Origin of the sequence: Mycobacterium heckeshornense, assembly GCF_016592155.1 — a bacterium.
GTDB lineage: Bacteria > Actinomycetota > Actinomycetes > Mycobacteriales > Mycobacteriaceae > Mycobacterium > Mycobacterium heckeshornense.
In genome coordinates, this window is record NZ_AP024237.1 from 2,297,977 (window position 1) to 2,321,371 (window position 23,395).

The window sequence follows — 23,395 nt, forward strand, 5'->3', positions numbered from 1 at the left end:
AGCCGCGCCACCGCAGGTAGCCGTGACAACCGACTCGGCCCACCGGGAGTCCGGCACCGCGACTATGTGCGGTCGGCTCTATGCCCGATGCGTGGATCGCCGGTTGATGCAGCGGATGGCCTGTTCACCAGGGCGCCGCTGTGCTGTGCGGCCGTGCGAGAAGATGTGGTGATGATCGAGTTAGAGGTTCTGCAGGCCGATATAACCGAGCTCGAGGTCGATGCGATCACCAACGCCGCCAACACGCAACTCAAACACGGCGGCGGGGTCGCCGCAGCCATTGCGCGTGCCGGCGGTCCGGAAGTGCAGCGCGAGTCCAACCAGAAGGCGCCGATCGGCCTGGGCGATGCTGTCGAGACCACAGCCGGCGACATGCCGGCCCGCTATGTCATCCATGCCGCCACCATGGAGCTCGGCGGCCCGACGTCGGCAGAGATCATCACGCGTGCCACCCGCTCAACGCTGGCAAAGGCCGACGAGCTTGGCTGCCGCTCCCTCGCACTGGTGGCATTCGGCACCGGCGTCGGCAATTTCCCGATCGAGGACGCGGCCCGGTTAATGGTCGATGCGGTACGACAGCACAAGCCGCGGACGCTTGGCCGGGTCGTATTCGCGGTCCGGGGCGACCATGCCGAGCGGGCGTTCCGGGCCGCCGCGCAGGCGTGATCCGACCCGCTGCTACGCCTTAGCCGTATGGGCGCGCCGATAGGTGACGTTCCACAGACTCAACCTTGCGAGTCATCATGTCGGTGGCACCTGGCCGCACATCTGCCTTGATCACCGCACTGACCCGTGGCGCGCGAGCAGCCACGGCTTCTACCGCCCGCTGCACCACGGCCATCACCTCAGCCCACGTCTCGCCCTCGATCTGCGTGAACATCGCATCAGTCTTGTTGGTTAATCCTGAGTCTCGTACCACCCGCACCGCTTCGGCGACGATCTCCCCCACGCCCTCACCGACCCCCAGGGGCGTGACCGAGAATGCGACCAGGACCGACACCTGTCTTACCTCCCTCGGGCGCAAGCACTACGGCGAGACTACCCAGCGGTTGGCCAAGCCGACGGGCACGATGGCAGCATCGCGGTCATGCGGGTTCTCGTGCAACGGGTCTCATCGGCGCGTGTGCTAGTCGACGGGCAGGTGGTCGGGGCGATCCGGCCCGACAAGCAAGGGCTATTGGCATTCGTGGGCGTCACCCACAGTGACGATATCGACGCGACGCAGCGGCTTGCCGAAAAGCTTTGGCGTTTACGGATTCTCGACGACGAGCAATCCGCGGCCGACGTCAATGCCCCGATCCTGGTGGTCAGTCAGTTCACGCTATACGCCGATACCGCGAAGGGTCGACGACCATCGTGGAACGCCGCGGCGCCGCGGCCCGTGGCCGAGCCGCTGGTCAACGCATTCGCCGGTGCGCTACAGCGCCTGGGAGCTCATGTGCAAACCGGGGTTTTCGGTGCGCATATGCAGGTCGAGTTGGTCAATGACGGCCCGGTGACAGTATTGCTGGAGCTCTGAGGACCGGGCGGGCAGCCCGGCTACCTTCGGTGCGACGGTGTCGGTACGTTGCCCCTGACAGAAGGGATGGGCGAAATGTTGCGCGACATTCGGGAACTCGCCGGTGACCCCGAGGCCTACGCCGCCGAACTGCGTCGCCGATGGGGTGGGCTGTTAAGTTACCGCTACATCGGCCGCCGCTACGCGTCGATGGACCTCGGACCGGTCGACGACACCGTCACGCTGCGCCGCGACATGCGCAACTCCGCGGGCGGACTGCTGCTCGCGGTGCTCGGGATCGCCTCACCGGAAGGCGGCGGCATGTCCGATTTGGAAGCCGTGCCCAATCCGGTCATCCACTCCTGCCAAGTCCTTGACCCCGGCCCGGACGTCCGTCGCATCGAGGTCGTGTCGGAGGTGCTCAAACGCGGTCGCCGGATGGGGTTTAGCCGCTCACGGATCGTCGATGCCGACCAGCGCAGCCGGGTGCTGGCGCTCACCGAAGGCCAGGGCATCAGTATCGGCACGCCGCCCGAGGGACTTCAGCGGATGGCCGTCGAGCCCATCGAGGTGGTCGATTCGCCGGATCTGCCGCCGCTTTGGCGGGTGTTCGGCGCACACCGGCGCCCGGACGGCCACTGGGCGCTGCCCGAGCTCGGCGCGGACGTCGCGTCACCCGACGCGGCGCTGCATCTGGGGCCGCAGTTCGTCGTGCTGGAGACCGCGGCACTGGAGTCGGCGGCCGGGATCGCCGACACCGATCGACTCCAGGGCGTTTCGTCTCATGTGATGTTCGTGGCGCGCGGCAAGGTGGGTCCGTTTCGGGTTGAAGCTGAAGCGATGGACGGTCCCGGTGAGGTGGTGGCGGCCCGGGCGGTCATGCATGACGAGGGGGCCAACGACCGCGTGATCACGGCGGCGTCCTATCTGTTTCGGACGGTGCAGCAATGACCGCACCCCCGGAGAAGAAGCCAAGTCGCTCCGACGACGACGAGTGGGACATCCTGGGCAGTGTGGGCTATACCGCGTTGCTGGTGGCCGGATGGCGCGCCGTCCACGCCCTGAGCGCAGAGCCGCTGGTACGGGACGACTATGCGCGACATTTCATCGCAGCGTCAGCGGACCCTTATTTGACTGGGCTGCTGGCCGACCCGGCGACCTCGGAGGATGCGACGGCATTCCCGCGGCTCTATGGCGTACAGACCAGGTTTTTCGACGACTTTTTCGTGTCCGCAGCTGACGATGGCATACGGCAGACGGTGATCGTTGCGGCCGGACTTGATTCGCGAGCCTATCGGCTGGCATGGCCCGAGGGCACAACGGTTTTCGAAATCGACCAGCCGAAAGTCCTTGAGTTCAAAGCGCGCGTGTTGTCCGAACAGGGTGCGCAGCCGAGCGCGCGGCGGATCAGCGTTGCGGCGGACCTGCGTCACGACTGGTCAATCCCGTTGCGCAAAGCAGGATTCGAAACACAACAACCTACAGCGTGGTCGGTGGAGGGTGTGCTGCCGTACTTGACCGGCGCAGCACAGGACGCGCTCTTTGCCCGCATCCACCGGTTGTCGGCCGCGGGCAGCCGGGTCGCGGTCGGCGCCCTTGGCTCGCGTCTGGACCGAGCTCAGCTCTCCGCTTTGGAAGCGACTCACCCCGGGGTCAACATGTCCGGGGAGGTCGACTTTTCGGCGTTGACATACGACGACGACAAGACCGACACGGCGCAGTGGCTGGCCGACCACGGCTGGGTCGTTGACCCGATTCGCACGAACCCGCAGCTGCAGGCCGCCTACGGCCGCACGCCGGCGCAGGTCGACATGCGTCTTGACAGCATCATGCGCTCCCAATACATCACGGCGACACGGTAATCCGTGAACATTGGGATCTTCGGATGCGATCGCTGAGATCGTGACGGCGGCGGCAGTAATGTCGCGCTTCGGGACGGCTGGCGCCGGAAGGCGGAGGAGAAGATGCAGTTCTGGTCCGGCGTTGCGTTTCTCAGCGCCACGGAGGCAATTGCCGTGGCGCGAATGTTCGACGAAGCCGGCTATGACGGGGTCGTGTGCGCCGACCACATGATCTATCCGCAGCAGCTGTCCTCGCCCTACCCGTCGCCGACCGGTCGCCCGATGTGGTCGCCGGAGACGCCGTGGCCGGACACATGGGTTCTCATCGGCGCGATGGCGGCAGTGACGACCCGGCTGCGGTTCTCCAACGCCGTCTACGTCGCGCCCGCCCGCCCGCTGCTGGAGGTGGCCAAACAGGTGGCCACCGCGTCGGTGATCGCCGGGGGCCGGGTGTCGCTGGCCGTCGGCGCGGGTTGGATGCGTGAAGAATTCGACCTGATGGGCCAAGACTTCGCCAACCGGGGGAAGCGGTTGGACGAGATGATTCCGGCGCTGCGCGCATTGTGGCGGGGCGGCTGGGTGTCGTGGAGTGGCCGCTACTACCAGGTGCCGGAGTTGATGCTGGAACCTCATCCGGCCCAGCCGGTGCCGATTCTTTGCGGCGGCGAATCCGATGCCGCCCTGCACCGCGCCGCCCGGTTGTGCGACGGCTGGGTCGGCACGGCTTACGCCTGGGATGAAGCCGTTTACTACGTGGAACGGCTAAAGGCTTTCCGTCGCAGCTACGGACGACACGACGAGCCGTTCGAGATCATGCTCGCGTTGCGCGAGACGGCGTCTCCGGATCTGTACAAGCGGGCCGCCGATCTCGGTGTCACGGCGGTGATGTGTTCGCCGTGGGCCGGATGGGACGACCTGGTTTCCGGTGGTTCGTCGGCAGGGTCTGCCGAGCGGTTTCGGCCGGCGATCGAGCGGTTCGCCGAAACCATCATCGGAAAATGCCGGTGAGCCCGACGGATTACGTCTTGTGCGGAACGTCGGCGACCAGACCGCCGTCCACGACGAACTCGGCGCCGGTGGCGTAGGCTGACTCGTCGCTGGCCAGGAAGAGTACAAACGTCGACACCTCGGCCGACTCGGCGGGACGCCCCAGCGGGATGGTGACCAGGTCGTCGGGAATGTGCTTGGTCATCGGGGTGCGGATGAACCCCGGATGAATGGAGTTGACCCGGATCTTGTGTGCGGCCAGTTCCAGCGCGGCCGATTTGGACAGGCCGCGAACCGCCCACTTGGAGGCGACATACGGGTGCACCATTGGAGCGCCGCGCAGGCCTTCGATGGATGACACGTTGATGATCGAGCCGCCGCCCGCGGCGATCATCGGGTCGACGGCCGCCCGCATCCCGAGAAAGGTGCCGGTGAGGTTGACGTCGATGACTTTTTGCCACTTGGCGAGATCGAACTTCTTGAGCTGTCCCAGCGCTACGATTCCGGCGTTATTGACCAGGACGTCGAGTTTGCCGAAATCGTGCACCGCGGCGGCAACCGCCGCGTCCCACTGGTCGGGCTGGGTAACGTCGAGGTGCACGTAACGTGCGGCCTCCCCCAGCTCCTCGGCCAGCGCCTTGCCCTCGTCGTCGAGGATGTCACCGACCACCACGTTCGCACCCTCGCTCACCAGCAGCCGGGCATGTGACGCACCCATGCCCCGAGCGCCGCCGCTGACCAGTGCAACTTTTCCGTCCACGCGTCCCATGAGCGGTCAGGCTACCTCAGCCCACTAGAACCTGTTCCAGCCTGGCCGGTGATCAGCGGCAGGTCCAGGGTGGTCCTGATGCCCGGCGGTGCGGCGACGACCGCGGGGATGGCGTTCACGATCCGGCCGGCCGCGGCCACGATCGCCGCGTGGTTGTGGTCGCCCTTGCGGCTGGTCGGGCAGATGTCGACGGTGTAGGACGGCTCGCCGGTAATTTGGATCCGGTACGAGCCGCCGGGCTGTGCGGGCTGCGGCCAGTCGGGACGCAGGTCTTCGCGCAACCGGGTGACATGCTCGATGACGATCGCCGGGTGGCCGTTGACGACGCCGCAAATCTGGAAGCGCATCGCGGCCACACTGCCCTTCGGCACGTGTCCCGCCGCGATGTCGAACGCGTCCGGGGCCGGTTCGCGTTCATAGGTTTCGGTGATGTCGTCGAGTTCGACGCCCAATCCGGCCGCCAGCTGCCGGATGGATGTGCCCCAGGCGATACTCAGCACGCCGGGCTGCAGCAGGATCGGGATGTCCTCGAACGGTTTACCGAAACCCATGACCTCGAACATGACGGTGGCCCCGGCGTAGGTGGCGTAGTCGGCGATCTCCATGCAGCGCACCTGCTCGATGCGCTGGCAGGTCCCGGCCAGCGCGAACGGAATCAGGTCGTTGGCGAACCCGGGATCGACTCCGGTGATAAAGAGGCTCGAATTACCCTGCTGCGCAGCAGCTTCCACGCGTTTGATGTACTTGTCGGGCATCAGCTGCCAGGGATATTGCAGCACCCCGGGTGCCGAGCCGACGACGTTGACGCCGGCGGCCAGGATGCGCCGGCAATCCTCGATCGCCTCGGCGGTTCGGTTGTCCCCCATCGCGCAATAGACCGCGCAGTCGGGCCGGGTCGCCAGCAGCGCCTCCAGGTCGTTGGTGGCGATGACCCGGGTCGGGGTGTCGAGTCCGGCAAGCTCAGCCGCGTCTTTGCCGACTTTGCTTTGCGCGGACACCCAAACCCCGGTGAGGTCGAACCGCGGGTCGGTGAGCAGTTGGGTCAGTGCCAAGCGACCGACATTGCCGGTGCCGAGGTGAGCGACGCGGATGGGCATAGCTAGGCAGCGTAGACGCTCGAGGACGGGGCCCCGGGTCACGCAGCGGCGGTCACGTGCGCGGCTGAGTCACCGATCCTGGCCGCGCTGCCGCCAATCATGGTGCGCAACAGCGCCTTCTGCTCGCGATAGCCGCGGGCCGCAGCGCGGTCCAGTCCCCCGGGCCGGGCAAGCGCGGCGATGCTGCGCGCGGTGTTGACCGGGATCCGGAGCACGGGATACCACGGCGGTATGTAGGCCGGCAGACCCAGTGTGCGCATGGCGCGCGGGCCCAGAAAGCCGCTCGTCACCGACAGGTGCTGGGCGCGTGCGATGCGGCGGCGTAGCCCCGGCATCCTGCGGTAGTGCCAGCGCAGAGGGTCGTCTGCCATCGGGACCGCCAGCTGTTTGGTCGACTCGTCCGGGTTCGACAGTGCGGCGGCTGTGTGGTAAAGCACCCGGATGCCGTCGCGGAAGTTGCGTGGCAACCATTCGTCGTGCACGCCGATCAGCCAACCGACGTAGCGGGTCAGGTGCGCGATGGCGTCGAGTTCGGCCCGGCTGGGCAGGATTCCCATTCCGATCGCCCCTGCCGGCGGTGCGATCAGCGCGCCGACCAGTGTGGCGGCCATGTCGGTCTGATTGATCGGCACCCCCCAGTCGTCGGCGCGCCAGTCCGGCATTGCGGCGACGTGCCGACGCACCAGCGCGTGGATCAGCCGAACCCGGATCGTGGACCGGTAGCCGACCGCACCGGGCGCCAACCCGTCTTCAGCGATGACGTCCATCGCCCACTGCATGGTCTCGGCGAACCGCTGGTTGGATCCCTTCTCCAACGCACCGGTCCGCACCAGGGTTTTGTTGAAACCCGAGAACTGATACCCGCCCAGAAGTGCCACGTCGCGGGCGATGTACATGCCGTCGGCCCCACCCCTGCGCAGCGCCCGCTGTCCACGTCGCAACTTGTCGCGGTCGACCCAGTCCGGGGTGGCCTCAACGCCGGCGAAGAACGCGCGTAACGGCTCCGGTGCCTCGGGCACGCTGGCGATGCCCTCGGCAAGTGCCCGGTCGAACAGCGGACGTGTGTGCGGCATTCCCGCAGAAGACATCCACTCGACCAGGCGGTCCATCGGCTCGTCGCCGACGGTCAGCCGCTCACCGAGCCTGCGCCACTGCTGCGGCGTGGGCTTGTCCACACCCAACACCATGGCCGCCAACCGGATGCCGGCCGGGACCGCACGGGGTTGGTCGGGATGACGAGCAGGAATCGCCAGGCTCATCGCCGGATCTCCTCACCGCACAATTGGATAACAGCCGTAGTCCGAATGTAGGCTGCGGGTATGGTGCTGTCAATGAGACGCGCAGAGGTGGTGCGCGACTACGGCGGCGTCAGCGCGGCAGACCGCCGGGCCGAACGGCGCCGCAGGCTGCTAGCCGCCGGGCGGCGCATCTGGGGCGAAAGCGGAATCACCGAGGTGACCGTTCGCGGTGTGTGCAAGGCGGCGGGACTGATTCCGCGCTATTTCTACGAGCATTTCCCCAACCGGGATGCGCTGCTGTTCGCGGTCGCCGACGACGTTCGCGACGAATTGCTCGGCGCGCTGGTCGCCGCCGGGACAGGCACCCCCGGCACCCTCACGGACAAACTGCGCTCGGCGCTCAGCGCGTTTCTCGACATCATCGCCGCCGATCCCCATATCCATCGCATCACCACGAGCGACCTCACCGGCGTTCCGGGGCTGACCGAACACCGGACGCATGTGCTCGACATACTCACCGAGTTGGTCATCCATTACGCCCCCGACGTCCTGGGCGCTGACACCCCCAATCCCGCAGAGTTGCGCCGCGGCGCGCTGTTCATGGTCGGCGGCGTCAACCAGATCATCGAGGCCTGGCTGAAGGACCCGCAGGAAACCACCACCGAGCTGGCCGCCGCCTGCGCCGACCTCTGCGTCGGCGTGGTACGCGGCGTCGTCACGTCGTATCAACACCTGGCGCCGTGACTCGCGTTCGCCCTGCCCGCTGGCCACGTGACCGGACCGGGTACTAAACTAGAACACGTTTCAATTCGCCCAGCGCCCCGGTAAGGAAAGGCATGCACACTCCAATCTGCGACGAGTTCGGCATCGAGTTTCCGATCTTCGCGTTCACCCACTGTCGCGACGTCGTCGTCGCGGTTGGCAAAGCCGGCGGTTTCGGTGTGCTCGGGGCGGTCGGGTTCACCCCGGAACAGCTCGAGATCGAGCTGAACTGGATCGACGAGCACATCGGTGAGCACCCCTACGGTGTGGACATCGTCATCCCGAACAAATACGAGGGCATGGACGCGCACATGTCCGCCGACGAGCTCAAAAAGACGCTGCAGGCGATGGTGCCCAAGGAGCATCTGGATTTCGCTCGCAAGATCCTCGCCGACCACGGGGTCCCGGTAGACGACCTCGATGACAATGCCATGCAGCTGCTCGGCTGGACCGAGGCGACGGCCACCCCGCAGGTACAGGTGGCTCTGAATCACCCCAAGGTGGCGCTGATCGCTAACGCGCTCGGCACTCCCCCGGCGGACATGATCAAGCACATCCACGATGCCGGCCGCAAGGTGGCCGCGCTGTGCGGCTCGCCGTCGCAGGCCCGCAAGCACGCCGACGCCGACGTCGACATCATCATCGCCCAGGGCGGGGAAGGCGGTGGGCACTGCGGTGAGATCGGTTCGATCGTGCTGTGGCCGCAGGTCGTCACCGAGGTCGCCCCCCGGCCGGTGCTGGCGGCCGGGGGTATCGCCAGCGGCTACCAGATCGCGGCGGCCCTGGCCGTGGGCGCGCAGGGCGCGTGGACCGGCTCGCAGTGGTTGATGGTGGAAGAAGCCGCGAACACCCCGGTGCAGCAGGCCACCTATGCCAAGGCGACCAGCAAAGACACCGTGCGTAGCCGCTCGTTTACCGGCAAGCCCGCGCGGATGCTGCGCAACGATTGGACCGACGCCTGGGAGCAGCCCGGCAACCCGAAGCCGCTCGGCATGCCCCTGCAGTACATGGTTTCCGGCATGGCCGTCGCTGCCACCCAGAAGTACCCGGACCAAACGGTCGACGTCGCGTTCAACCCGATCGGGCAGGTGGTGGGGCAGCTGACCAAGGTCGAAAAGACGGCGGCCGTCATCGAACGCTGGGTACAGGAGTACCTCGAGGCGACGAACAGGCTCAATCAGCTTAACGAGGCCGCGACCGTCTAAACGGCTTCCACGCGGGCCGGCACGTGTTTGTGCCACGGTGTTCCGGCGAAGGCGTCGCGCAGCTCGACTGACGTCAGCTCATTGGGCGCCACGCCCACGCGTCCATGGTCAGGGTGGTCGACGCCCAACCCGTTGGGCAGCGATACGTGGCCGGGCTGCATCATGTCGCTGATCTCGACGACGGCCTGTGCGGTGCCGGCGGCCGTGGTGACGCGGGCCAGCCCGCCGTCGTGGAGTCCCAGACGTTGGGCGTCGTAGGGGCTGACGCGTAGTGCTCCCGCGGGATCGCGGCGGCGCCAGGTGGGGTCGCGGTAAATGGTGTTCGCCGTGAACGCGCGGCGCTCGCCGGCCGACAGCACCAGCGGATACTCGCCGTCGGTGAACGGTTCGGCGGTGCGCAACCCGCGCAGCTGTTCGGTCAATTCCGGAATGTCGACGGTGAACCGCCGGTCGGGGCGCTTGACGTATGTCCACACGTCCTCCCAGCCGTCGGCGGTGAACGCGACACCCCACGGCGTAGCGATGATGGCGTCGAAAGGGCATTGCCGTCGGGGTGGCCAGCGCGACGGATAGCGTCCGGATAGGCCATCGCGCACAACTGGGCCAAACCCCACACGGCGGCGGTACCGCGCTGACGTTCCGGCATTGTGGCGCCGAGGGTTTCGTACAGCAGATACGGCGCGACACCCAACAGGGCCGGGACTTGCCCTACCGCGGCGAAAAACGCGGTGGTGAATTCACCGCGGCCGGTTTTCGCCGCCGCGGTGAGATCGGCGATTACCCCTGAATCGACGGCTCCGAGCGCCCGCAGTAGCCGTGCGTAGATTTCGGGCTCGGCCAGCGTGCCCGGCAACGGATCGAGCACCGGCGGGCGCAGTTGCACCGTGTTGCGCGGGAACTCGGTGTTGAAAAACGTCATCTCCCATTTCTCGAACTGGCTGGCGGCCGGCAACACGTAGTCGGCCTGCCGGGCGGTTTCGGTGAACGCCACGTCGACAACCACCGTCATCTCCAGGGCGCTCATCGCGCGGCGGAAGCGCCCCGAGTCGGCCAGCGAGTGCGCCGGGTTGGCGCTGTCAATCCACATGGCGCGCAAGCGATCTGGGTGATCGGTGAGGATCTCCTCTGCGATCGAGTTGCATGGCACCAGCCCGGAGATGATCCGCGCCCCGGTGACCGGAGTGCGCCGCACCCGTCTGGCATCACCGCCACCGCTGCCGCCCGCGGAGGCACCGGCGAGGGCTGCAAACGTGGAGTGCAGGAACATCGCGCCGGGCTTGCCGAAGTTACCGGTCAAGATCCAGAGCAGCTTGTCCAAGTAGGACACCAGCGTGCTGTTCGGGCCCTGTTGCACACCCAGGTCTTCGTACACCGCGGCGCTGCCGGCGGTGGCGATCCGCCGCGCTGCAGTCCGGATCAGCTCGGCCGGAACACCGCAACGCTGTGCGTAGGTCTCGATCGGCACTTCGGCCAGCGCCGCGCGCGCCGGCTCGGTTCCGATTGTGTGCTCCGCGAGGAAGGCATGGTCGACGAGGTCTTCCTGGACGATGACCGCGAGCATCGTGGCCAGGCACCACGCGTCGGTGCCCGGCCGCACCTGCAGGTGGATGTCGGCCATCGCGGCGGTTTCACTGCGCCGCGGGTCGAGCACGATCATGGTCCGTGCCGGGTCTTTGGCGATCTCGCGCAGTGTGGGGCGGGCCCGCGGGAAGCTGTGCGACTGCCACGGGTTTTTGCCGACGAACACCACGACTTCGGCGTGTTCGAAGTCGCCTTTGGTGTGGCCGCCGTAGAGCTTGCCGTCCACCCACATCTCGCCGGTTTTCTCTTGCGCCAACGCATTCGAGAAGTACCGCACACCCAACGCCGCTTGCAGCGCCCGGTTGTAGACGGCACCGAGATGATTGCCCTGACCGCCGCCGCCGTAGAAGAAGATCTTGTCGCCGCCGTACGTCGCGCGCACGTGGGTGAGGCGAGCGGCGATCTCGTCGATCGCTGTGGCCCAGTCGATTTCCTCGTACTCGCCGTCCGCGCGCCGGCGCAGCGGAGTAGTCAGCCGGTGCCGGCCGTTCTGGTAATGGTCCAGCCGCAGCGGTTTCTCGCAGGTGTAGCCGGCCGAGGACGGGTGTCGCTTGTCACCTCGGATACGCGCGAAGCGGCGGCCGTCAAGCTGAATCTCGATGCCGCAATTGCATTCACACAAAATGCACGCCGACGGGTGCCACTGGTCGCCGGTCATCTGGTTGTCGGCACCCATCGCGACCTCCACCTGCGCAAGACGCCCCATTTCTATGGACTATGGCATAGTATTGAGGAAAGAGCAACGGCTGGGGAAGGAACCGATGGGTCGCAAGCCAGGTCAGACCCGACAACGCATGGTCCTCGCCGCCGTGGAATTGCTCCGCGAGCGCGGCGCGTCAGCGGTCACCGTCGACGCGGTGCTCGCGCGCAGCGGCGCCCCGCGTGGCTCCGTCTACCACCACTTCCCTGGCGGGCGAGACGAATTGATCCTGGCCGCGGTCCGGCATGCCGCCGACTACATCACGTCCCGCATCGACCGCACCGTCGAGTCCGGCGACCCGGTCCAAGCGCTCGGCGGCTTTGTTCGCTTCTGGAAAAAGACGTTGCGCGACACGGACTACTTGGCCGGCTGCCCCGTCGTCGCCGTCGCCGTCGACGCCCATCAGGATCCGCCCGAGGCCGCCGCGGTGGCACGTGAAGTCTTCGGGCGGTGGCAGGACAAGCTTGCCGGCCTGCTCGTCAATCGCGGATTCAGCCCGGCCCGCGCCGCACGAGTTGCCAGCTTGATGGTGGCGGCCATCGAGGGGGCCGTCATTCTGTGCCGGGCCCATCGCGACGACACCCCGCTCGACGACGTACTGAGCGAACTTAAGCCCCTGCTTGAGGGGGCCGCGGGCTAGCTATTCACGGTCGGTGGCGTATTGACCGGTGAAGACCTCTTTCGCTTTGTCGATGGCGTAGGCGGCGATGCCCAAAGAGCTGTTGATGATGCCCTCGGTGCCGCCCGCGACGTCGCCTCTGACGATGTCGCCAGCGAATTGCACCATGTCCGAGGCCTTTTCGACGGCGTTGGCCGCGATGTCCTGCACTGCGCCGAGCACGTCGCTAGCGTTGAACTGCATCGAGAGACTCCTCCTCGTCGCCGGTCCGCTTGGGTCCACTGTAGGCCGGGGGCGGTCGGACCTGAGCGCGCAGTCAGTCCCTGATGCTGGTGTCCGAGGGGAACCCTCCGCCGACGATGGGGAAGCCACCGCCGGTCAGCGATCCGACCACCCAGCCCTGGGCCTGGGTGCACGTCAGCGGAAGCCCGTCGGGGGTCTGTGCCGCCGAGCCCCGTGGATCGGCGTAGCCGGCACAGGGTTCACCCGGCTGGTGCACGCCGTAGAGCGGGTAGGACAGCACCCAATAGCCTGACTGCGCAGCCGGGAATTGGTGGGTGATGAAATGGCAGGCCTCGGCCTGGCCGTCGGGGCCCCGGCCGAAGATGAACCGCTCATAGTTGTCGCACGGAGCGCCCAGCGACGCGTCGTAATTCATTCCGGGTACGTCTCCGTCGTAATGCGGATCAGCTCCGGCGGCCGCGGCGATGACAAGTTCGCGATTCATGCTCCACCTTGACGTCGGTGTCACCGGCTCCGGAGGCCGGGCCGGTGGCGTGCACCAGAGCATAACCAGCGCCGGGTCCGCGCAGGATTGTTTTGTCGCGGCGGGCCACCCGGCGACGCCGAGAACACGTTTCAATCCTGGCATCGCAATCCGGCAAGAACCCCTGTCATCTCATCGGCAGCGATGCTTTACTGACCTAGAACGCGTCGCACCCAACTCGCGTCTGGAGGAGTGCATCGATGCCGGCTCCGAATCTGCCTCCCGGGTTTGACTTCACCGACCCCGACATCTACGCCAAGCGGCTACCGGTCGAAGAGCTGGCCGAGATGCGTCGCGTGGCGCCGATCTGGTGGAACGAGCAGCCCCTGGGCAAAGGCGGGTTCGACGACGGCGGCTTCTGGGTGGTCACCAAGCACAAGGACGTGAAGGAGATCTCGCTGCGCAGCGACGTCTTCTCCAGCCTGAAAAAAACCGCGTTGCCGCGGTACAAGGACGGCACGGTCGGTGAACAGGTCGAGCGCGGCAAGTTCGTTCTGCTCAACATGGACGCGCCCCAGCACACCCGGTTGCGCAAGATCATCTCGCGGGCCTTTACACCCCGGGCTGTGGAGCGCCTGCGCGAGGATCTGAACGGGCGTGCCCAGCGCATCGTCAAGGCGGCGGCAGCGCAGGGCTCCGGCGATTTCGTCGAGCAGGTCTCCTGCGAGTTGCCGCTGCAAGCCATCGCCGGGCTGATGGGTGTGCCGCAGGAGGACCGCAAGAAGCTGTTCCACTGGTCGAATCAAATGGTCGGCGACATGGATCCCGAATTCGCCGACAACGACGCCATCACGGCCTCGGCCGAACTGATCATGTACGGGATGCAGATGGCGGCGGAGAAGGCCAAAAACCCCGGCGACGACCTTGTCACCACATTGATCCAGGCCGACGTCGACGGTCACAAGCTCTCCGAGGACGAGTTCGGGTTTTTCGTCATCCTGCTGGCCGTTGCCGGCAACGAGACCACCCGCAACTCGATCACCCAGGGCATGATGGCGTTCACCGAGTTCCCGGATCAGTGGGAGCTATTCAAGAAGAAGCGTCCCACTACCGCGGCCGACGAGATCGTGCGGTGGGCGACCCCGGTCACGTCGTTTCAGCGCACCGCGCTAGAAGACTACGAGCTTTCTGGCGTGCACATCAAAAAGGGCCAGCGCGTGGTCATGTTCTACCGCTCGGCCAACTTTGACGAGGACGTATTCGACGACCCGTTCACCTTCAACATTCTGCGAGACCCTAACCCGCACCTAGGTTTTGGTGGCACCGGTGCACACTACTGCATCGGCGCTAATTTGGCGCGCATGACCATAGACCTGATGTTCAATGCGATCGCCGACCACATGCCGGATCTGAAGCCGATTTCCCGGCCGGAGCGGCTGCGGTCGGGATGGCTGAACGGCATCAAGCACTGGCAGGTCGACTACACCGGTGGCTCCGGGGCGAAATGCCCGGTGACGCACTAGGTGCGAGCAGATGCCCACTCATCGAGCTGTCCAGATACGTTCTCCCGGTGGGCCTTTGAAGCTGGTTGATGCCGACACGATTTCACCCGGTCCCAGCGAGGTGCGACTCGACGTAGCAGCATGCGGGATCTGCGGCACCGACCGGGCTTTCGTACATGACGGCTTCCCGGACATCACCTGGCCGCTCACCCCCGGGCACGAGATCGCGGGCACGATCGCCGAAGTCGGTGCGGGCGTGGATGACTTCGTGGTCGGCGACCGGGTTGCAGTGGGGTGGTTCGGGGGTAACTGCGGCCATTGCATCCCATGCCGCAAAGGCATTTTCATCCATTGCGAAAACCTGAAGGTGCCCAGCTGGCAATATCCGGGTGGCTACGCGGAATCGGTGACCGTGCCGGCCAGTGCGCTGTCCCGCATCCCGCCGGAGCTGTCCTTCGCCGAAGCCGCCCCGATGGGCTGCGCCGGTGTTACCACCTACAACGCGTTGCGCCACACGAAGGCGGTGGCGGGCGACCGTGTCGCCGTGCTCGGCGTCGGCGGTCTGGGACACCTCGGGGTGCAGTTCAGCCGGGCGATGGGCTTCGAGACGGTCGCGATCGCCCGCGGCGCCGGCAAAGCTGACGACGCGCGCCGGCTCGGCGCCCACCACTACATCGACTCCACGAAAAACGATGTGGCCGAGGCGCTGCGGGCCCTCGGCGGTGTAGCCGTTGTGCTTGCCACCGCTGGAAATTCAGCGGCGATGGCCGCAACGGTGGGTGGGCTGCTCCCCCGCGGTGAACTCGTCGCCATCGGCGTCACGACCGAACCTCTGCCGATCAGCCCGGTGCAGCTGATCAATCCCGGCGTCAGCATCACTGGCCACCCCTCCGGCACGGCGCGTGATGTCGAAGAAGCCATGAGTTTCGCTGTGTTGTCGGGGGTGCGGGCCTGGATTGAGGAACGCCCTCTTTCAGAAGCTGGTGACGCGTACGCCGCCGTGGAGCAGGGACGGCCGCGCTACCGCATCGTGCTCACCATGTGAGAGTCCAATACAGTCGGTCCGTGGGCGACGCGCGCTGGACTCTGAATGCATCCGATGGCGAGCTCTTGGTGCGCACCGGCGTCACCGGCAGGGCCGCGAAAATGGGTCACCGTCTCACCATCGCGATGAAGCGGTGGACGGCGACTGTCCAGTGGGCCGGTGACGAACCCGTCAGCGCCGAGCTGGTCGTCGACGTGGACTCCTTTGAGGTGCTTCGGGGAGACGGCGGCGTCAAGGGCTTGTCCGGGCCGGAGAAGACGTTGGTGCGGTCCAACGCGCTGCGGTTGCTGGACGCGGGGCGATTTCGCGAAATCCGTTTTGCCGCCCACACCATCGACAAGACCAACGGCGGATACCGGCTCAGCGGCACACTGGAGCTTCACGGAAAGACGCAAGCTTGCCGAATCGATTTGCGCACAGACGATCTCGGCGACGTTTGGCGAATGGCCGGCCAGGCCACGGTCCGCCAATCCGACTTCGGCATCAAGCCGTACTCGATGCTGATGGGCGCGGTCAAGGTCGCCGACGAGGTGAGCGTGTCATTCACCGCGCAGCGGATGAAGGAATAGGAGGCACCGTGCGAATCGGAGTGGTCTTTCCCCAAACCGAGATCGGCCCTGATCCCGGTGCGATCCGCGCGTACGCCGAACATGTCGAAAACCTGGGGTTCAGCCACCTGCTCGCATATGACCATGTCGTCGGTGCGGATCCGAAAATCCACGTCGGCTGGAACGGGCCCTACGACCTGCACAGCACGTTCCACGAGCCGCTGGTGACGTTCGGCTACCTCGCCGCGGTCACCACCTCGCTGGAGTTGGTCACCGGCATCGTGATCCTGCCGCAGCGGCAGACGGTTTTGGTGGCCAAGCAGGCTGCCGAGGTCGACCTGCTCAGCGGCGGGCGGCTGCGCCTCGGGGTGGGATTGGGCTGGAATGCCGTGGAGTATGAGGCGCTTGGCGAAGAATTCTCAACCCGGGGCCGGCGCTGCGAGGAACAGGTGGATCTGATGCGCCGGCTGTGGACCGAAGAGACCGTAACCTACCGGGGCAGATGGCACCGTGTCACCGGGGCGGGCTTAGCGCCGTTGCCGCTTCAGCGGCCAATCCCGGTGTGGTTCGGGGCATCCTCGCCGCGCGCCTACCGCCGCGCGGGCCGGCTCGCTGACGGTTGGTTTCCCATGGTCGGGCCCGGGCCGCAGCTCGACGAGGCATTGCGGGTGCTGCGCCAAGCCGCGATCGAGGCGGGCCGGGACCCCGCAGCCATCGCGATGGAGGGCCGAGTCTCCTGGCGGGGAAAACCCGAAGAACTCGTCGACGACGTGCGCCGCTGGGTCGCCGCGGGCGCCACCCATGTCTCGATCAACACCATGAACGCGGGCTTGCCCTCGCTCGACGATCACCTCGCCGCGCTGGCCATCGCCGCGGACGCCACGAAGACAGCGTTGACATAAATGGCGTCGCGACCACTCTAGTGGGAGCAAAACGCTGGATTCCGCGAGGCGAAGACGCCAGAATCAGGGGACTCATCGATTCGGGCAGAAGCGTATTCCAAGGAGCCGCCAATCATGCCGCCTGAAACCGCCGATTATCCCGTCCGCGTGCGAGGTGACCTCGACCCCGCGCTGTCACGCTGGCAGTGGCTGGTCAAATGGATTCTCGCCATTCCCCATTACATTGTGCTGATCTTGCTGCATATCGCCGCCGTGGTCGTCGCCGTGATCGCATTCTTCGCAATCCTGATAACCGGAAGGTACCCGCGAGCGCTGTTCGACTTCAGCGTCGGTGTATTGCGATGGCGGTGGCGTGTCGCGTTCTACGCCCTCACGGTGTTGGGCACCGACAAATACCCTCCGTTTAGCCTGCGGACGAAGCCGGACTACCCCGCTGACGTGGAGATCGACTACCCGGAGCGATTGAGCCGAGGATTGGTGTTGATCAAATGGTGGCTGTTGGCCTTGCCGCAGTATGTAATCCTGCTGGCTTTTTTCACTCCCGGCTGGCGGTTCGTCAGGGTAGAGCCGAACGAATGGATGGGTTATCTGCTACCCTCTCTGGCCTCGATCCTGTTGCTGTTCGCGGTGATAGCGCTGCTGTTTACCGGGCGGTATCCGACGGGCCTGTACGACTTCGTACTCGGTATCAACCGCTGGGCCCTCCGCGTGCGGGCATACAGCGGGTTGTTGCGCGACGAGTATCCGCCGTTTCGCCTGGATTTGGGGCCGCGTGAACTGCAGCGCGCGGGAGCACCGGAAAGCACTTGAGCCACTTAACTATTGATTCCGCGGCGCAGGCTGCCCAGCGCTGAAACGTTGCTTGCCCGGCAGCAGGCCAGTCTGATAACAAGGCCTCGGCATCCCGGTGCGTCGCAGATGCGGCGTGGGCTTTGGCGGCTACCATGGGTCGATCGCAGGTTCGTCGGGGGCTCGTCGGTGAGTTGCCATCTGCGATAGCACGACGTTGTTGATGGGGCCTCGCTGATGGCACCTCTGTGGTCGGCAGATCTATCTCGCGGATCATCGTCGCAAGTGACTCAATCCTTCGTTATTGCGCCGGGCCTGACACCACCGCGCGGTCGGGTCACCTGCACCGGGGGCGGTCGTGAGCAGATTTAGCGACACCATGTACGGCAACGCTCTTAGCAGCCGTAACGGGATGACGACCGGTGAACCCTGCGCCCCCGTGCGGCATAGCTGGGGCCAGGTGCATCAGCGTGCCCGCCGCGTGGCCGGCGGCCTGGCGGGCGCCGGCGTGGGTCACGGCGATGCTGTCGCGGTGCTTGCCGGTGCGCCCGTCGAGATCGCGCCGACCGCGCAAGGCCTTTGGATGCGGGGCGCTAGCCTGACCATGCTGCACCAACCCACGCCGCGCACCGATCTGCGGTTGTGGGCGATTGAGACCGCGTCGGTAATCAAAGTTGTTGAGGCGCGGGCCGTCATCATTTCCGACCCCTTCATGGCGGCCGCTCCACTGCTCGCCGACCTCGGGATGCAGGTCCTAACCGTCGATCAACTGCTCGCCGCCGACCCGATCGACCCCGTGGATACCGGCGAGGACGATGCGGCGCTGCTGCAGCTGACGTCGGGTTGCACCGGCTCACCCAAAGCGGTCCGGATCACCCACCGCAACGTGGTATCCAACGCCGAGGCGATGTTCGCCGGCGCCGATTACGAGCTTGCCACCGACGTCATTGTCAGCTGGTTACCACTTTTCCACGACATGGGTCTGACCGGATTCCTCACGGTACCAATGTATTTCGGTGCCGAGCTGGTCAAGATCACTCCCACCGATTTTCTTCGCGACACGTTGCTGTGGGCCAGGCTGATCGACAAGTACCAAGGCACGATGACCGCCGCCCCGAATTTCGCCTACTCGCTGTTCGCCAAGCGGCTGCGCAAACAGGCGAAGCCGGGTGAGTTCGATCTGTCGAGCCTGCGGTGGGCATTGTCGGGTGCCGAGCAAGTCGAACCCGCCGACGTCGAAGATCTCTGCGAGGCCGGTGCCTCGTTCGGGCTCAGGCCCGAGGCGATCGTGCCGGCCTACGGCATGGCGGAAACGACGGTCGCGGTCTCGTTTTCAGAGTGCGGGAGCGGGCTGGTCGTCGACGAGGTCGACGCCGACCTGCTCGCGGTGCTTCGCCACGCCGTTCCGGCCAGGAAAGGCAAGACCCGTCGGCTGGCCTGCCTGGGTCCTGCACTGCAGGGTATGGAGGTCCGCATCGTCGACGAGGACGCCAATGTGTTGCCCGGTCGCGGTATCGGTGTGATTCAGGTGCGTGGCGAGTCGGTCACGTCCGGCTACGTCACGCGGGGCGGATTCGTTTCGGCGCAGGATGAGCACGGCTGGTATGACACCGGCGACTTGGGTTATCTCACCGAGAACGGGCACATCGTGGTGTGCGGGCGGGTCAAGGACGTCATCATCATGGCCGGCCGCAATATCTACCCCAGCGACATCGAGCGGGCGGCGGGTCGCGTGGATGGGGTTCGGCCCGGCTGCGCGGCGGCGGTGCGCCTGCATGCGGGACACCGGCGGGAGACCTTCGCGGTGGTGATCGAGTCCAACGCCTACCAGGATTCGGCCGAGGTGCGACGGATGGAACACGAGGTCGCCCACGAGGTGGTCGCCGAGGTTGATGTTCGGCCGCGGAAGGTGGTCGTGGTCGCTCCCGGCACCCTCCCCAAGACGCCCTCGGGCAAGCTGCGCCGCACGCACGCGCTCTCGCTGATCGGCTGACCGGCCGCCGGCACCCTACGGCGGTGGTGTCGTCGCGTTCGCCGGCGGCGGTGGGGCCTGGGCCGGGGCGGCTTCTTCCGGCGCCGGGTCGCGGTGGCCGTGTATGCGCTCGAGCACTCGCGTCAAGAGCGGGTGGGGATTCGGGGGTGGAGCGGGTTGTTCGGGCGGCGGCGCGACCGGCGGGACGGGTGGTTGGGGCACATCTGCCGGAGGGCTGGCCGGTACCGGTTCGGGACGGCTTTGCGGCTCGGCGCTGGGCGGTGGGACCGCCGGCTCGGGCGATTGCTGCGCCGCCGCAGTCGGCGGTGCCTCGACAACGGGCGTCACCGCGCGGGCGGGTGGTGGAGTCGGTGCCTGCGCGACCGGCGGCCTCGCCGAACTATGGGCCACCCGGGCGGCCGGTCGTGGTTCCTTGTTGGGTATCACCTGCAAACCGACGGCCAGGGATAGCGACCCCACGAAGGTAACCGCACCGACAACCAGCGCGCTCAACGCCCCGGCGTACGACGGTGGTCGAGAACGCGGCCGCTGCCACGGATCGTCGGGCGGGGCCGCGGTCACTTGTGCGGCGGTGAACTCGGTGCTCTGAGCCGATGCCAGTGCAGCACCCCGAGCACGAGCCAAGTGCGCGGCATTTTGGGTGAAAACCGGTACAGGCAAAGCCTTTTCGAGTTGCGAAGAGATCAAGTCCAGCTCGGAATCCGAAGCGACGACGACGACCCCACGTGGCCGCCACCTGCTGCCATCGAACATGGCAGTGAGCCAACGAGTTAGCCGATCGGCGCCGCCTCGCAGCTGTTTGACGGCTGTGCGGGTGCTCCCGCCTGAGACGTCGACCATCACGACGGTGGTGGAATCGTCGTCCATGACACAGACAGCGGTCTTGTCATAACCAATGACGGGTACCAGTCCTCGCGCCAAGGTTTCCGCGGCTTGCAACGACCTCACTGGCACGACATTGTCAAATCCGGCGCTGGTCAGTGACTCCAACAGCAGCGCGGCCTCGGCCGCCGCGTCGTCGTTCCACGTGACGCCAATAACGTGCAGCCGCCTCTCCAGCGTGGCCGCCAGTTCCTGTGCCCGAAACACCGCGGCTGCCACCTGTTCTGCGGTATCGGTAGCCCGCATCCCGCCGCCTGTGTGCACCGCGAAATCGCCGTGCTCAAGGATGGTGCCGTCTGCATCGTGGCCGTCGACCAGGACCCACCCGACGATGGTCGACGTCATCGACAGCCCAAGTACCGTGTCCAAATTCGCACCCCAATCGTGCCCGGACCGCCGCCGTCGCGCGCCTTAATTCCCGACGTGAGAGACGGTGGTGCGCGACGATCGGAACGGACCGGGACAATGTGGTCTTCGTCGGCCTACCCGGGTGAGCCTACGCGGGCGACAAAACTGTAACGGATCGGGTATCGGAAACCGAGTCGCCGCGGCGCGGAGGTCAGGGTATCGGTTTTGAAAGGACCCGACATTTATTAGATGTGCTTTGCGGTTGTGGTGCTTGCCAATGTGTTGCCGATACAGAATCGAGATGTTTTCGCGTCCTGATCGACACAACGGCTACCCGCAAGGTAAGTTTTGCCGAGGGTCACGAGGGCGCACGACAAGGGGCACGGGTATGACTGACGTGAGCGTGAAGGTGCGCGGCTGGATTCGGCGGTTCGTCGCCGCCGCCGTCGCGGCCGTGGTTGTGCCGGGTCTGGTCGGCCTATTCGGCGGCTCAGCCACCGCACGGGCATTCTCCCGACCAGGGCTTCCGGTCGAATACCTGCAGGTCCCCTCGGCCGCAATGGGGCGCAGCATCAAGGTCCAGTTCCAAAGCGGCGGACCCAACTCGCCCGCGGTGTACGCACTCGACGGCCTGCGGGCCCAAGACGACTACAACGGCTGGGACATCAACACGCCCGCGTTCGAGTGGTACTACCAGTCCGGCCTGTCGCTGGTCATGCCCGTGGGTGGCCAGTCGAGCTTCTACAGCGACTGGTACAACCCGGCCTGCGGCAAGGCCGGTTGCACCACCTACAAGTGGGAAACCTTCCTGACCAGTGAGTTGCCGGGATACCTGGCCTCCCAAAAGAGCGTCAAGCCCACGGGCAGCGCCGCGGTCGGCATCTCGATGGCAGGCTCGGCGGCATTGATCCTGGCCATCTACCACCCGCAACAGTTCATCTACGCAGGCTCGCTGTCGGCGCTGATGGATCCTTCGCAGGGGATGGGGCCGTCGCTGATCAACTTGGCGATGGGCGACGCCGGCGGCTACAAGGCCGCCGATATGTGGGGCCCGAAGGAAGACCCGGCGTGGCAGCGCAACGACCCGTCACTGCACATCCCGGAACTCGTCGGCAACAACACCCGAATCTGGGTCTACTGCGGCAACGGCACCCCGTCGGAGCTGGGCGGCGCCAACCTGCCCGCCGAGTTTCTCGAGGGCTTCGTGCGGACCAGCAACCTGAAATTCCAAGACGCCTACAACGCTGCCGGCGGCCACAACGCTGTCTTCAACTTCCCCGACAACGGTACCCACAGCTGGGAGTACTGGGGCGCGCAGTTGAACGCCATGAAGCCCGACCTGCAGCGCTCGTTGGGCGCCGGGCCTGCAGCTAGCTGACTGCCGCAGGTTCGGGACCGGCCTTGACGCCACTGCCGCCGAGGCCGCCTTCGGCTGAGCACAGCCCGTGGCGGAACCGCCCAATTTCCTTGCCTGCCTCCCCTTCCCGTAGCCGACCGGCGCGCGCACAATCGAATTACAGCAACGGAAAGGGAGTATGCGATGAAGGCCCATGTTGGCGACTGGTTGGTCATCAAGGGTACGACAGTTGCACAGCCAGACCAGCGCGGGTTGATCACCGAGGTGCGGTCAGCGGATGGGTCGCCGCCGTACGTGGTGCGGTGGCAGGGCACCAGCCAGGAGGCAACTGTCTTTCCCGGTCCGGACGCGCTCGTCCTCACCTCCACGGAATTGGAGCACGCCGACGAGCGGGCGCGGTCACGGGCAGCAAAATGACGAGATAGCACGTCAGCTGACGCCGACGCCCCGATTCGGCGGTGAGCTGCCGAATCGGGGCGAGGCCCGTTTGCGTCCGTCTGTGGCCCGGCCTACCGAACCTGACCGAATTGGTCGCTGATATCGGTCCAGGCGGTCATATCATTGCGGTGATTACTCATATTTCGACATTGTCCGTAAAGGCGCGCAATTCCCAGATTCGGGTAATCGCTATCGCGGTAAATAATCGCCGTGACGCCGTCTTTGTATAGGGTTTTGCCGTACACCCGCGCGGTGGGTTCGAGGCCCTCATGCCAGCCATGCGCGGCCAGGGTCGCAGCGACGCTACGAAAGTATGTATCGGCCCGCACTCCGGCGGGCACCGCGAACGTCATGTAGATCGCGCCCTGATACGGCGGGTCGTCGTGGTTCTTACACGACATCAGGATGTAGCCTGCGACCGGCCTCGGCAGCCGCGCGAGCCCGACGATTTGTTTAGCCGGCTCGACGACTTCGGTTTTGCTCTGAGAGTCGCTGGCCGGATGGGCGGGGTGGTTGAGGGAGTTCGACGGTGAGGAATGGAGTCGGTCGATCGACACAAACAATCCACCGAACACCAGCGACATCACC

Annotated in this window: 24 protein-coding genes and 1 pseudogene; 16 read left to right on the forward strand and 9 right to left on the reverse strand. The window is 66.0% G+C overall.

The window, feature by feature from the left end; translation table 11 throughout:
• The first annotated feature begins 171 nt into the window (after positions 1-171).
• Positions 172-666 carry a macro domain-containing protein gene (locus MHEC_RS11015; RefSeq protein ID WP_048891051.1) on the forward strand — a complete coding sequence of 165 codons (495 nt, stop codon included), beginning with the start codon at positions 172-174 and terminating at the stop codon, positions 664-666.
• Between the two features lie 19 nt (positions 667-685).
• Here MHEC_RS11015 and MHEC_RS11020 read toward each other — a convergent pair whose 3' ends face one another.
• The gene (locus tag MHEC_RS11020) at positions 686-1,000 is read right to left on the reverse strand and encodes an MTH1187 family thiamine-binding protein (protein ID WP_048890946.1); all 315 of its coding nucleotides are present in this window, start codon (positions 998-1,000) and stop codon (positions 686-688) included.
• Positions 1,001-1,087: 87 nt separating this feature from the next.
• On the opposite strand from MHEC_RS11020, the gene dtd reads away from it, so the two are divergent.
• The 4 genes from dtd (at position 1,088) to MHEC_RS11040 (ending at position 4,347) form a co-directional block, all read left to right on the forward strand.
• On the forward strand, positions 1,088-1,519 hold the full coding sequence (dtd, locus tag MHEC_RS11025; RefSeq protein WP_048890947.1) for a D-aminoacyl-tRNA deacylase: 432 nt from the start codon (positions 1,088-1,090) through the stop codon (positions 1,517-1,519).
• Positions 1,520-1,594: 75 nt separating this feature from the next.
• Positions 1,595-2,449: a hypothetical protein gene (locus MHEC_RS11030; protein ID WP_048891052.1), complete on the forward strand. Its 855-nt coding sequence runs from the start codon at positions 1,595-1,597 to the stop codon at positions 2,447-2,449.
• Complete coding sequence (locus tag MHEC_RS11035) at positions 2,446-3,360, forward strand: class I SAM-dependent methyltransferase (RefSeq protein WP_048890948.1); 915 nt, start codon at positions 2,446-2,448, stop codon at positions 3,358-3,360. Before MHEC_RS11030 ends, MHEC_RS11035 begins: the two co-directional genes overlap by 4 nt.
• Before the next feature lie 102 nt (positions 3,361-3,462).
• Positions 3,463-4,347: a TIGR03619 family F420-dependent LLM class oxidoreductase gene (locus MHEC_RS11040; protein ID WP_048890949.1), complete on the forward strand. Its 885-nt coding sequence runs from the start codon at positions 3,463-3,465 to the stop codon at positions 4,345-4,347.
• A gap of 10 nt (positions 4,348-4,357) precedes the next feature.
• Here MHEC_RS11040 and MHEC_RS11045 read toward each other — a convergent pair whose 3' ends face one another.
• The 3 genes from MHEC_RS11045 to MHEC_RS11055 are packed head-to-tail and all read right to left on the reverse strand — an operon-like array spanning position 4,358 to position 7,451.
• Complete coding sequence (locus tag MHEC_RS11045) at positions 4,358-5,095, reverse strand: glucose 1-dehydrogenase (RefSeq protein WP_048890950.1); 738 nt, start codon at positions 5,093-5,095, stop codon at positions 4,358-4,360.
• Between the two features lie 11 nt (positions 5,096-5,106).
• A complete protein-coding gene (locus MHEC_RS11050; RefSeq protein WP_048890951.1) occupies positions 5,107-6,192 on the reverse strand; it encodes an NAD(P)H-dependent amine dehydrogenase family protein in 1,086 nt (361 codons plus the stop codon).
• A gap of 38 nt (positions 6,193-6,230) precedes the next feature.
• Positions 6,231-7,451: an oxygenase MpaB family protein gene (locus MHEC_RS11055; protein WP_048890952.1), complete on the reverse strand. Its 1,221-nt coding sequence runs from the start codon at positions 7,449-7,451 to the stop codon at positions 6,231-6,233.
• A 72-nt stretch (positions 7,452-7,523) separates the two neighbouring features.
• Between MHEC_RS11055 and MHEC_RS11060 the strand changes: the two genes are divergently transcribed.
• Together MHEC_RS11060 and MHEC_RS11065 are read left to right on the forward strand one after the other, a co-directional pair.
• Complete coding sequence (locus tag MHEC_RS11060; protein WP_048891053.1) at positions 7,524-8,174, forward strand: TetR/AcrR family transcriptional regulator; 651 nt, start codon at positions 7,524-7,526, stop codon at positions 8,172-8,174.
• Between the two features lie 92 nt (positions 8,175-8,266).
• A complete protein-coding gene (locus tag MHEC_RS11065; protein WP_048890953.1) occupies positions 8,267-9,397 on the forward strand; it encodes a nitronate monooxygenase in 1,131 nt (376 codons plus the stop codon).
• On the opposite strand, the pseudogene MHEC_RS11070 reads toward MHEC_RS11065, so the two are convergent.
• Positions 9,394-11,636, reverse strand: a pseudogene (locus MHEC_RS11070) (molybdopterin-dependent oxidoreductase). The gene MHEC_RS11065 and the pseudogene MHEC_RS11070 overlap by 4 nt on opposite strands.
• Positions 11,637-11,739: 103 nt before the next feature.
• On the opposite strand from MHEC_RS11070, the gene MHEC_RS11075 reads away from it, so the two are divergent.
• Positions 11,740-12,318, forward strand: a complete 579-nt coding sequence (locus MHEC_RS11075; protein ID WP_235434774.1) for a TetR/AcrR family transcriptional regulator — start codon at positions 11,740-11,742, stop codon at positions 12,316-12,318.
• On the opposite strand, the gene MHEC_RS11080 is transcribed toward MHEC_RS11075, so the two are convergent.
• Positions 12,319-12,540, reverse strand: coding sequence for an Rv1893 family protein (locus tag MHEC_RS11080; protein WP_048890955.1), 222 nt, complete (start codon positions 12,538-12,540; stop codon positions 12,319-12,321).
• Between the two features lie 73 nt (positions 12,541-12,613).
• Positions 12,614-13,024, reverse strand: a complete 411-nt coding sequence (locus MHEC_RS11085; protein ID WP_071700517.1) for a hypothetical protein — start codon at positions 13,022-13,024, stop codon at positions 12,614-12,616.
• 239 nt (positions 13,025-13,263) lie between these two features.
• On the opposite strand from MHEC_RS11085, the gene MHEC_RS11090 reads away from it, so the two are divergent.
• The 6 genes from MHEC_RS11090 to MHEC_RS11115 all read left to right on the forward strand — a co-directional run bounded on the left by MHEC_RS11090 (position 13,264) and on the right by MHEC_RS11115 (position 19,782).
• Positions 13,264-14,526: a cytochrome P450 gene (locus MHEC_RS11090; RefSeq protein ID WP_048890957.1), complete on the forward strand. Its 1,263-nt coding sequence runs from the start codon at positions 13,264-13,266 to the stop codon at positions 14,524-14,526.
• Positions 14,527-14,536: 10 nt separating this feature from the next.
• Complete coding sequence (locus MHEC_RS11095) at positions 14,537-15,550, forward strand: alcohol dehydrogenase catalytic domain-containing protein (protein ID WP_048890958.1); 1,014 nt, start codon at positions 14,537-14,539, stop codon at positions 15,548-15,550.
• Positions 15,551-15,570: 20 nt separating this feature from the next.
• Complete coding sequence (locus MHEC_RS11100) at positions 15,571-16,119, forward strand: YceI family protein (protein WP_048890959.1); 549 nt, start codon at positions 15,571-15,573, stop codon at positions 16,117-16,119.
• An 8-nt stretch (positions 16,120-16,127) separates the two neighbouring features.
• Positions 16,128-17,000 carry an LLM class F420-dependent oxidoreductase gene (locus MHEC_RS11105; RefSeq protein ID WP_048890960.1) on the forward strand — a complete coding sequence of 291 codons (873 nt, stop codon included), beginning with the start codon at positions 16,128-16,130 and terminating at the stop codon, positions 16,998-17,000.
• A 114-nt stretch (positions 17,001-17,114) separates the two neighbouring features.
• Complete coding sequence (locus MHEC_RS11110; protein WP_048890961.1) at positions 17,115-17,810, forward strand: DUF4389 domain-containing protein; 696 nt, start codon at positions 17,115-17,117, stop codon at positions 17,808-17,810.
• A gap of 337 nt (positions 17,811-18,147) precedes the next feature.
• Positions 18,148-19,782: a fatty acyl-AMP ligase gene (locus tag MHEC_RS11115; protein ID WP_048890962.1), complete on the forward strand. Its 1,635-nt coding sequence runs from the start codon at positions 18,148-18,150 to the stop codon at positions 19,780-19,782.
• A 15-nt stretch (positions 19,783-19,797) separates the two neighbouring features.
• Here MHEC_RS11115 and MHEC_RS11120 read toward each other — a convergent pair whose 3' ends face one another.
• Positions 19,798-21,033, reverse strand: coding sequence for a DUF7159 family protein (locus tag MHEC_RS11120; protein ID WP_048890963.1), 1,236 nt, complete (start codon positions 21,031-21,033; stop codon positions 19,798-19,800).
• 367 nt (positions 21,034-21,400) lie between these two features.
• Between MHEC_RS11120 and ag85B the strand changes: the two genes are divergently transcribed.
• Both ag85B and MHEC_RS11130 read left to right on the forward strand, forming a co-directional pair.
• Positions 21,401-22,390, forward strand: coding sequence for a diacylglycerol acyltransferase/mycolyltransferase Ag85B (gene ag85B / locus MHEC_RS11125; protein WP_048890964.1), 990 nt, complete (start codon positions 21,401-21,403; stop codon positions 22,388-22,390).
• Between the two features lie 162 nt (positions 22,391-22,552).
• Positions 22,553-22,786 (forward strand): DUF1918 domain-containing protein, encoded by a 234-nt coding sequence (locus MHEC_RS11130; protein WP_048890965.1) that lies wholly within the window; start codon positions 22,553-22,555, stop codon positions 22,784-22,786.
• A gap of 92 nt (positions 22,787-22,878) precedes the next feature.
• On the opposite strand, the gene MHEC_RS11135 is transcribed toward MHEC_RS11130, so the two are convergent.
• A complete protein-coding gene (locus tag MHEC_RS11135; RefSeq protein ID WP_048891054.1) occupies positions 22,879-23,391 on the reverse strand; it encodes a hypothetical protein in 513 nt (170 codons plus the stop codon).
• Between the last annotated feature and the right edge of the window lie 4 nt (positions 23,392-23,395).

What these genes read in the sequence shown, in the direction of transcription:
- MHEC_RS11015 (WP_048891051.1), top strand. Translation starts at nt 172, where the DNA reads ATGATCGAGTTAGAGGTTCTGCAGGCCGATATAACCGAGCTCGAGGTC.
- dtd (WP_048890947.1), top strand. Translation starts at nt 1,088, where the DNA reads ATGCGGGTTCTCGTGCAACGGGTCTCATCGGCGCGTGTGCTAGTCGAC.
- MHEC_RS11030 (WP_048891052.1), top strand. Translation starts at nt 1,595, where the DNA reads ATGTTGCGCGACATTCGGGAACTCGCCGGTGACCCCGAGGCCTACGCC.
- MHEC_RS11035 (WP_048890948.1), top strand. Translation starts at nt 2,446, where the DNA reads ATGACCGCACCCCCGGAGAAGAAGCCAAGTCGCTCCGACGACGACGAG.
- MHEC_RS11040 (WP_048890949.1), top strand. Translation starts at nt 3,463, where the DNA reads ATGCAGTTCTGGTCCGGCGTTGCGTTTCTCAGCGCCACGGAGGCAATT.
- MHEC_RS11045 (WP_048890950.1), bottom strand. Translation starts at nt 5,095, where the DNA reads ATGGGACGCGTGGACGGAAAAGTTGCACTGGTCAGCGGCGGCGCTCGG.
- MHEC_RS11050 (WP_048890951.1), bottom strand. Translation starts at nt 6,192, where the DNA reads ATGCCCATCCGCGTCGCTCACCTCGGCACCGGCAATGTCGGTCGCTTG.
- MHEC_RS11055 (WP_048890952.1), bottom strand. Translation starts at nt 7,451, where the DNA reads ATGAGCCTGGCGATTCCTGCTCGTCATCCCGACCAACCCCGTGCGGTC.
- MHEC_RS11060 (WP_048891053.1), top strand. Translation starts at nt 7,524, where the DNA reads ATGAGACGCGCAGAGGTGGTGCGCGACTACGGCGGCGTCAGCGCGGCA.
- MHEC_RS11065 (WP_048890953.1), top strand. Translation starts at nt 8,267, where the DNA reads ATGCACACTCCAATCTGCGACGAGTTCGGCATCGAGTTTCCGATCTTC.
- MHEC_RS11075 (WP_235434774.1), top strand. Translation starts at nt 11,740, where the DNA reads ATGGGTCGCAAGCCAGGTCAGACCCGACAACGCATGGTCCTCGCCGCC.
- MHEC_RS11080 (WP_048890955.1), bottom strand. Translation starts at nt 12,540, where the DNA reads ATGCAGTTCAACGCTAGCGACGTGCTCGGCGCAGTGCAGGACATCGCG.
- MHEC_RS11085 (WP_071700517.1), bottom strand. Translation starts at nt 13,024, where the DNA reads ATGAATCGCGAACTTGTCATCGCCGCGGCCGCCGGAGCTGATCCGCAT.
- MHEC_RS11090 (WP_048890957.1), top strand. Translation starts at nt 13,264, where the DNA reads ATGCCGGCTCCGAATCTGCCTCCCGGGTTTGACTTCACCGACCCCGAC.
- MHEC_RS11095 (WP_048890958.1), top strand. Translation starts at nt 14,537, where the DNA reads ATGCCCACTCATCGAGCTGTCCAGATACGTTCTCCCGGTGGGCCTTTG.
- MHEC_RS11110 (WP_048890961.1), top strand. Translation starts at nt 17,115, where the DNA reads ATGCCGCCTGAAACCGCCGATTATCCCGTCCGCGTGCGAGGTGACCTC.
- ag85B (WP_048890964.1), top strand. Translation starts at nt 21,401, where the DNA reads ATGACTGACGTGAGCGTGAAGGTGCGCGGCTGGATTCGGCGGTTCGTC.
- MHEC_RS11130 (WP_048890965.1), top strand. Translation starts at nt 22,553, where the DNA reads ATGAAGGCCCATGTTGGCGACTGGTTGGTCATCAAGGGTACGACAGTT.
- MHEC_RS11135 (WP_048891054.1), bottom strand. Translation starts at nt 23,391, where the DNA reads ATGTCGCTGGTGTTCGGTGGATTGTTTGTGTCGATCGACCGACTCCAT.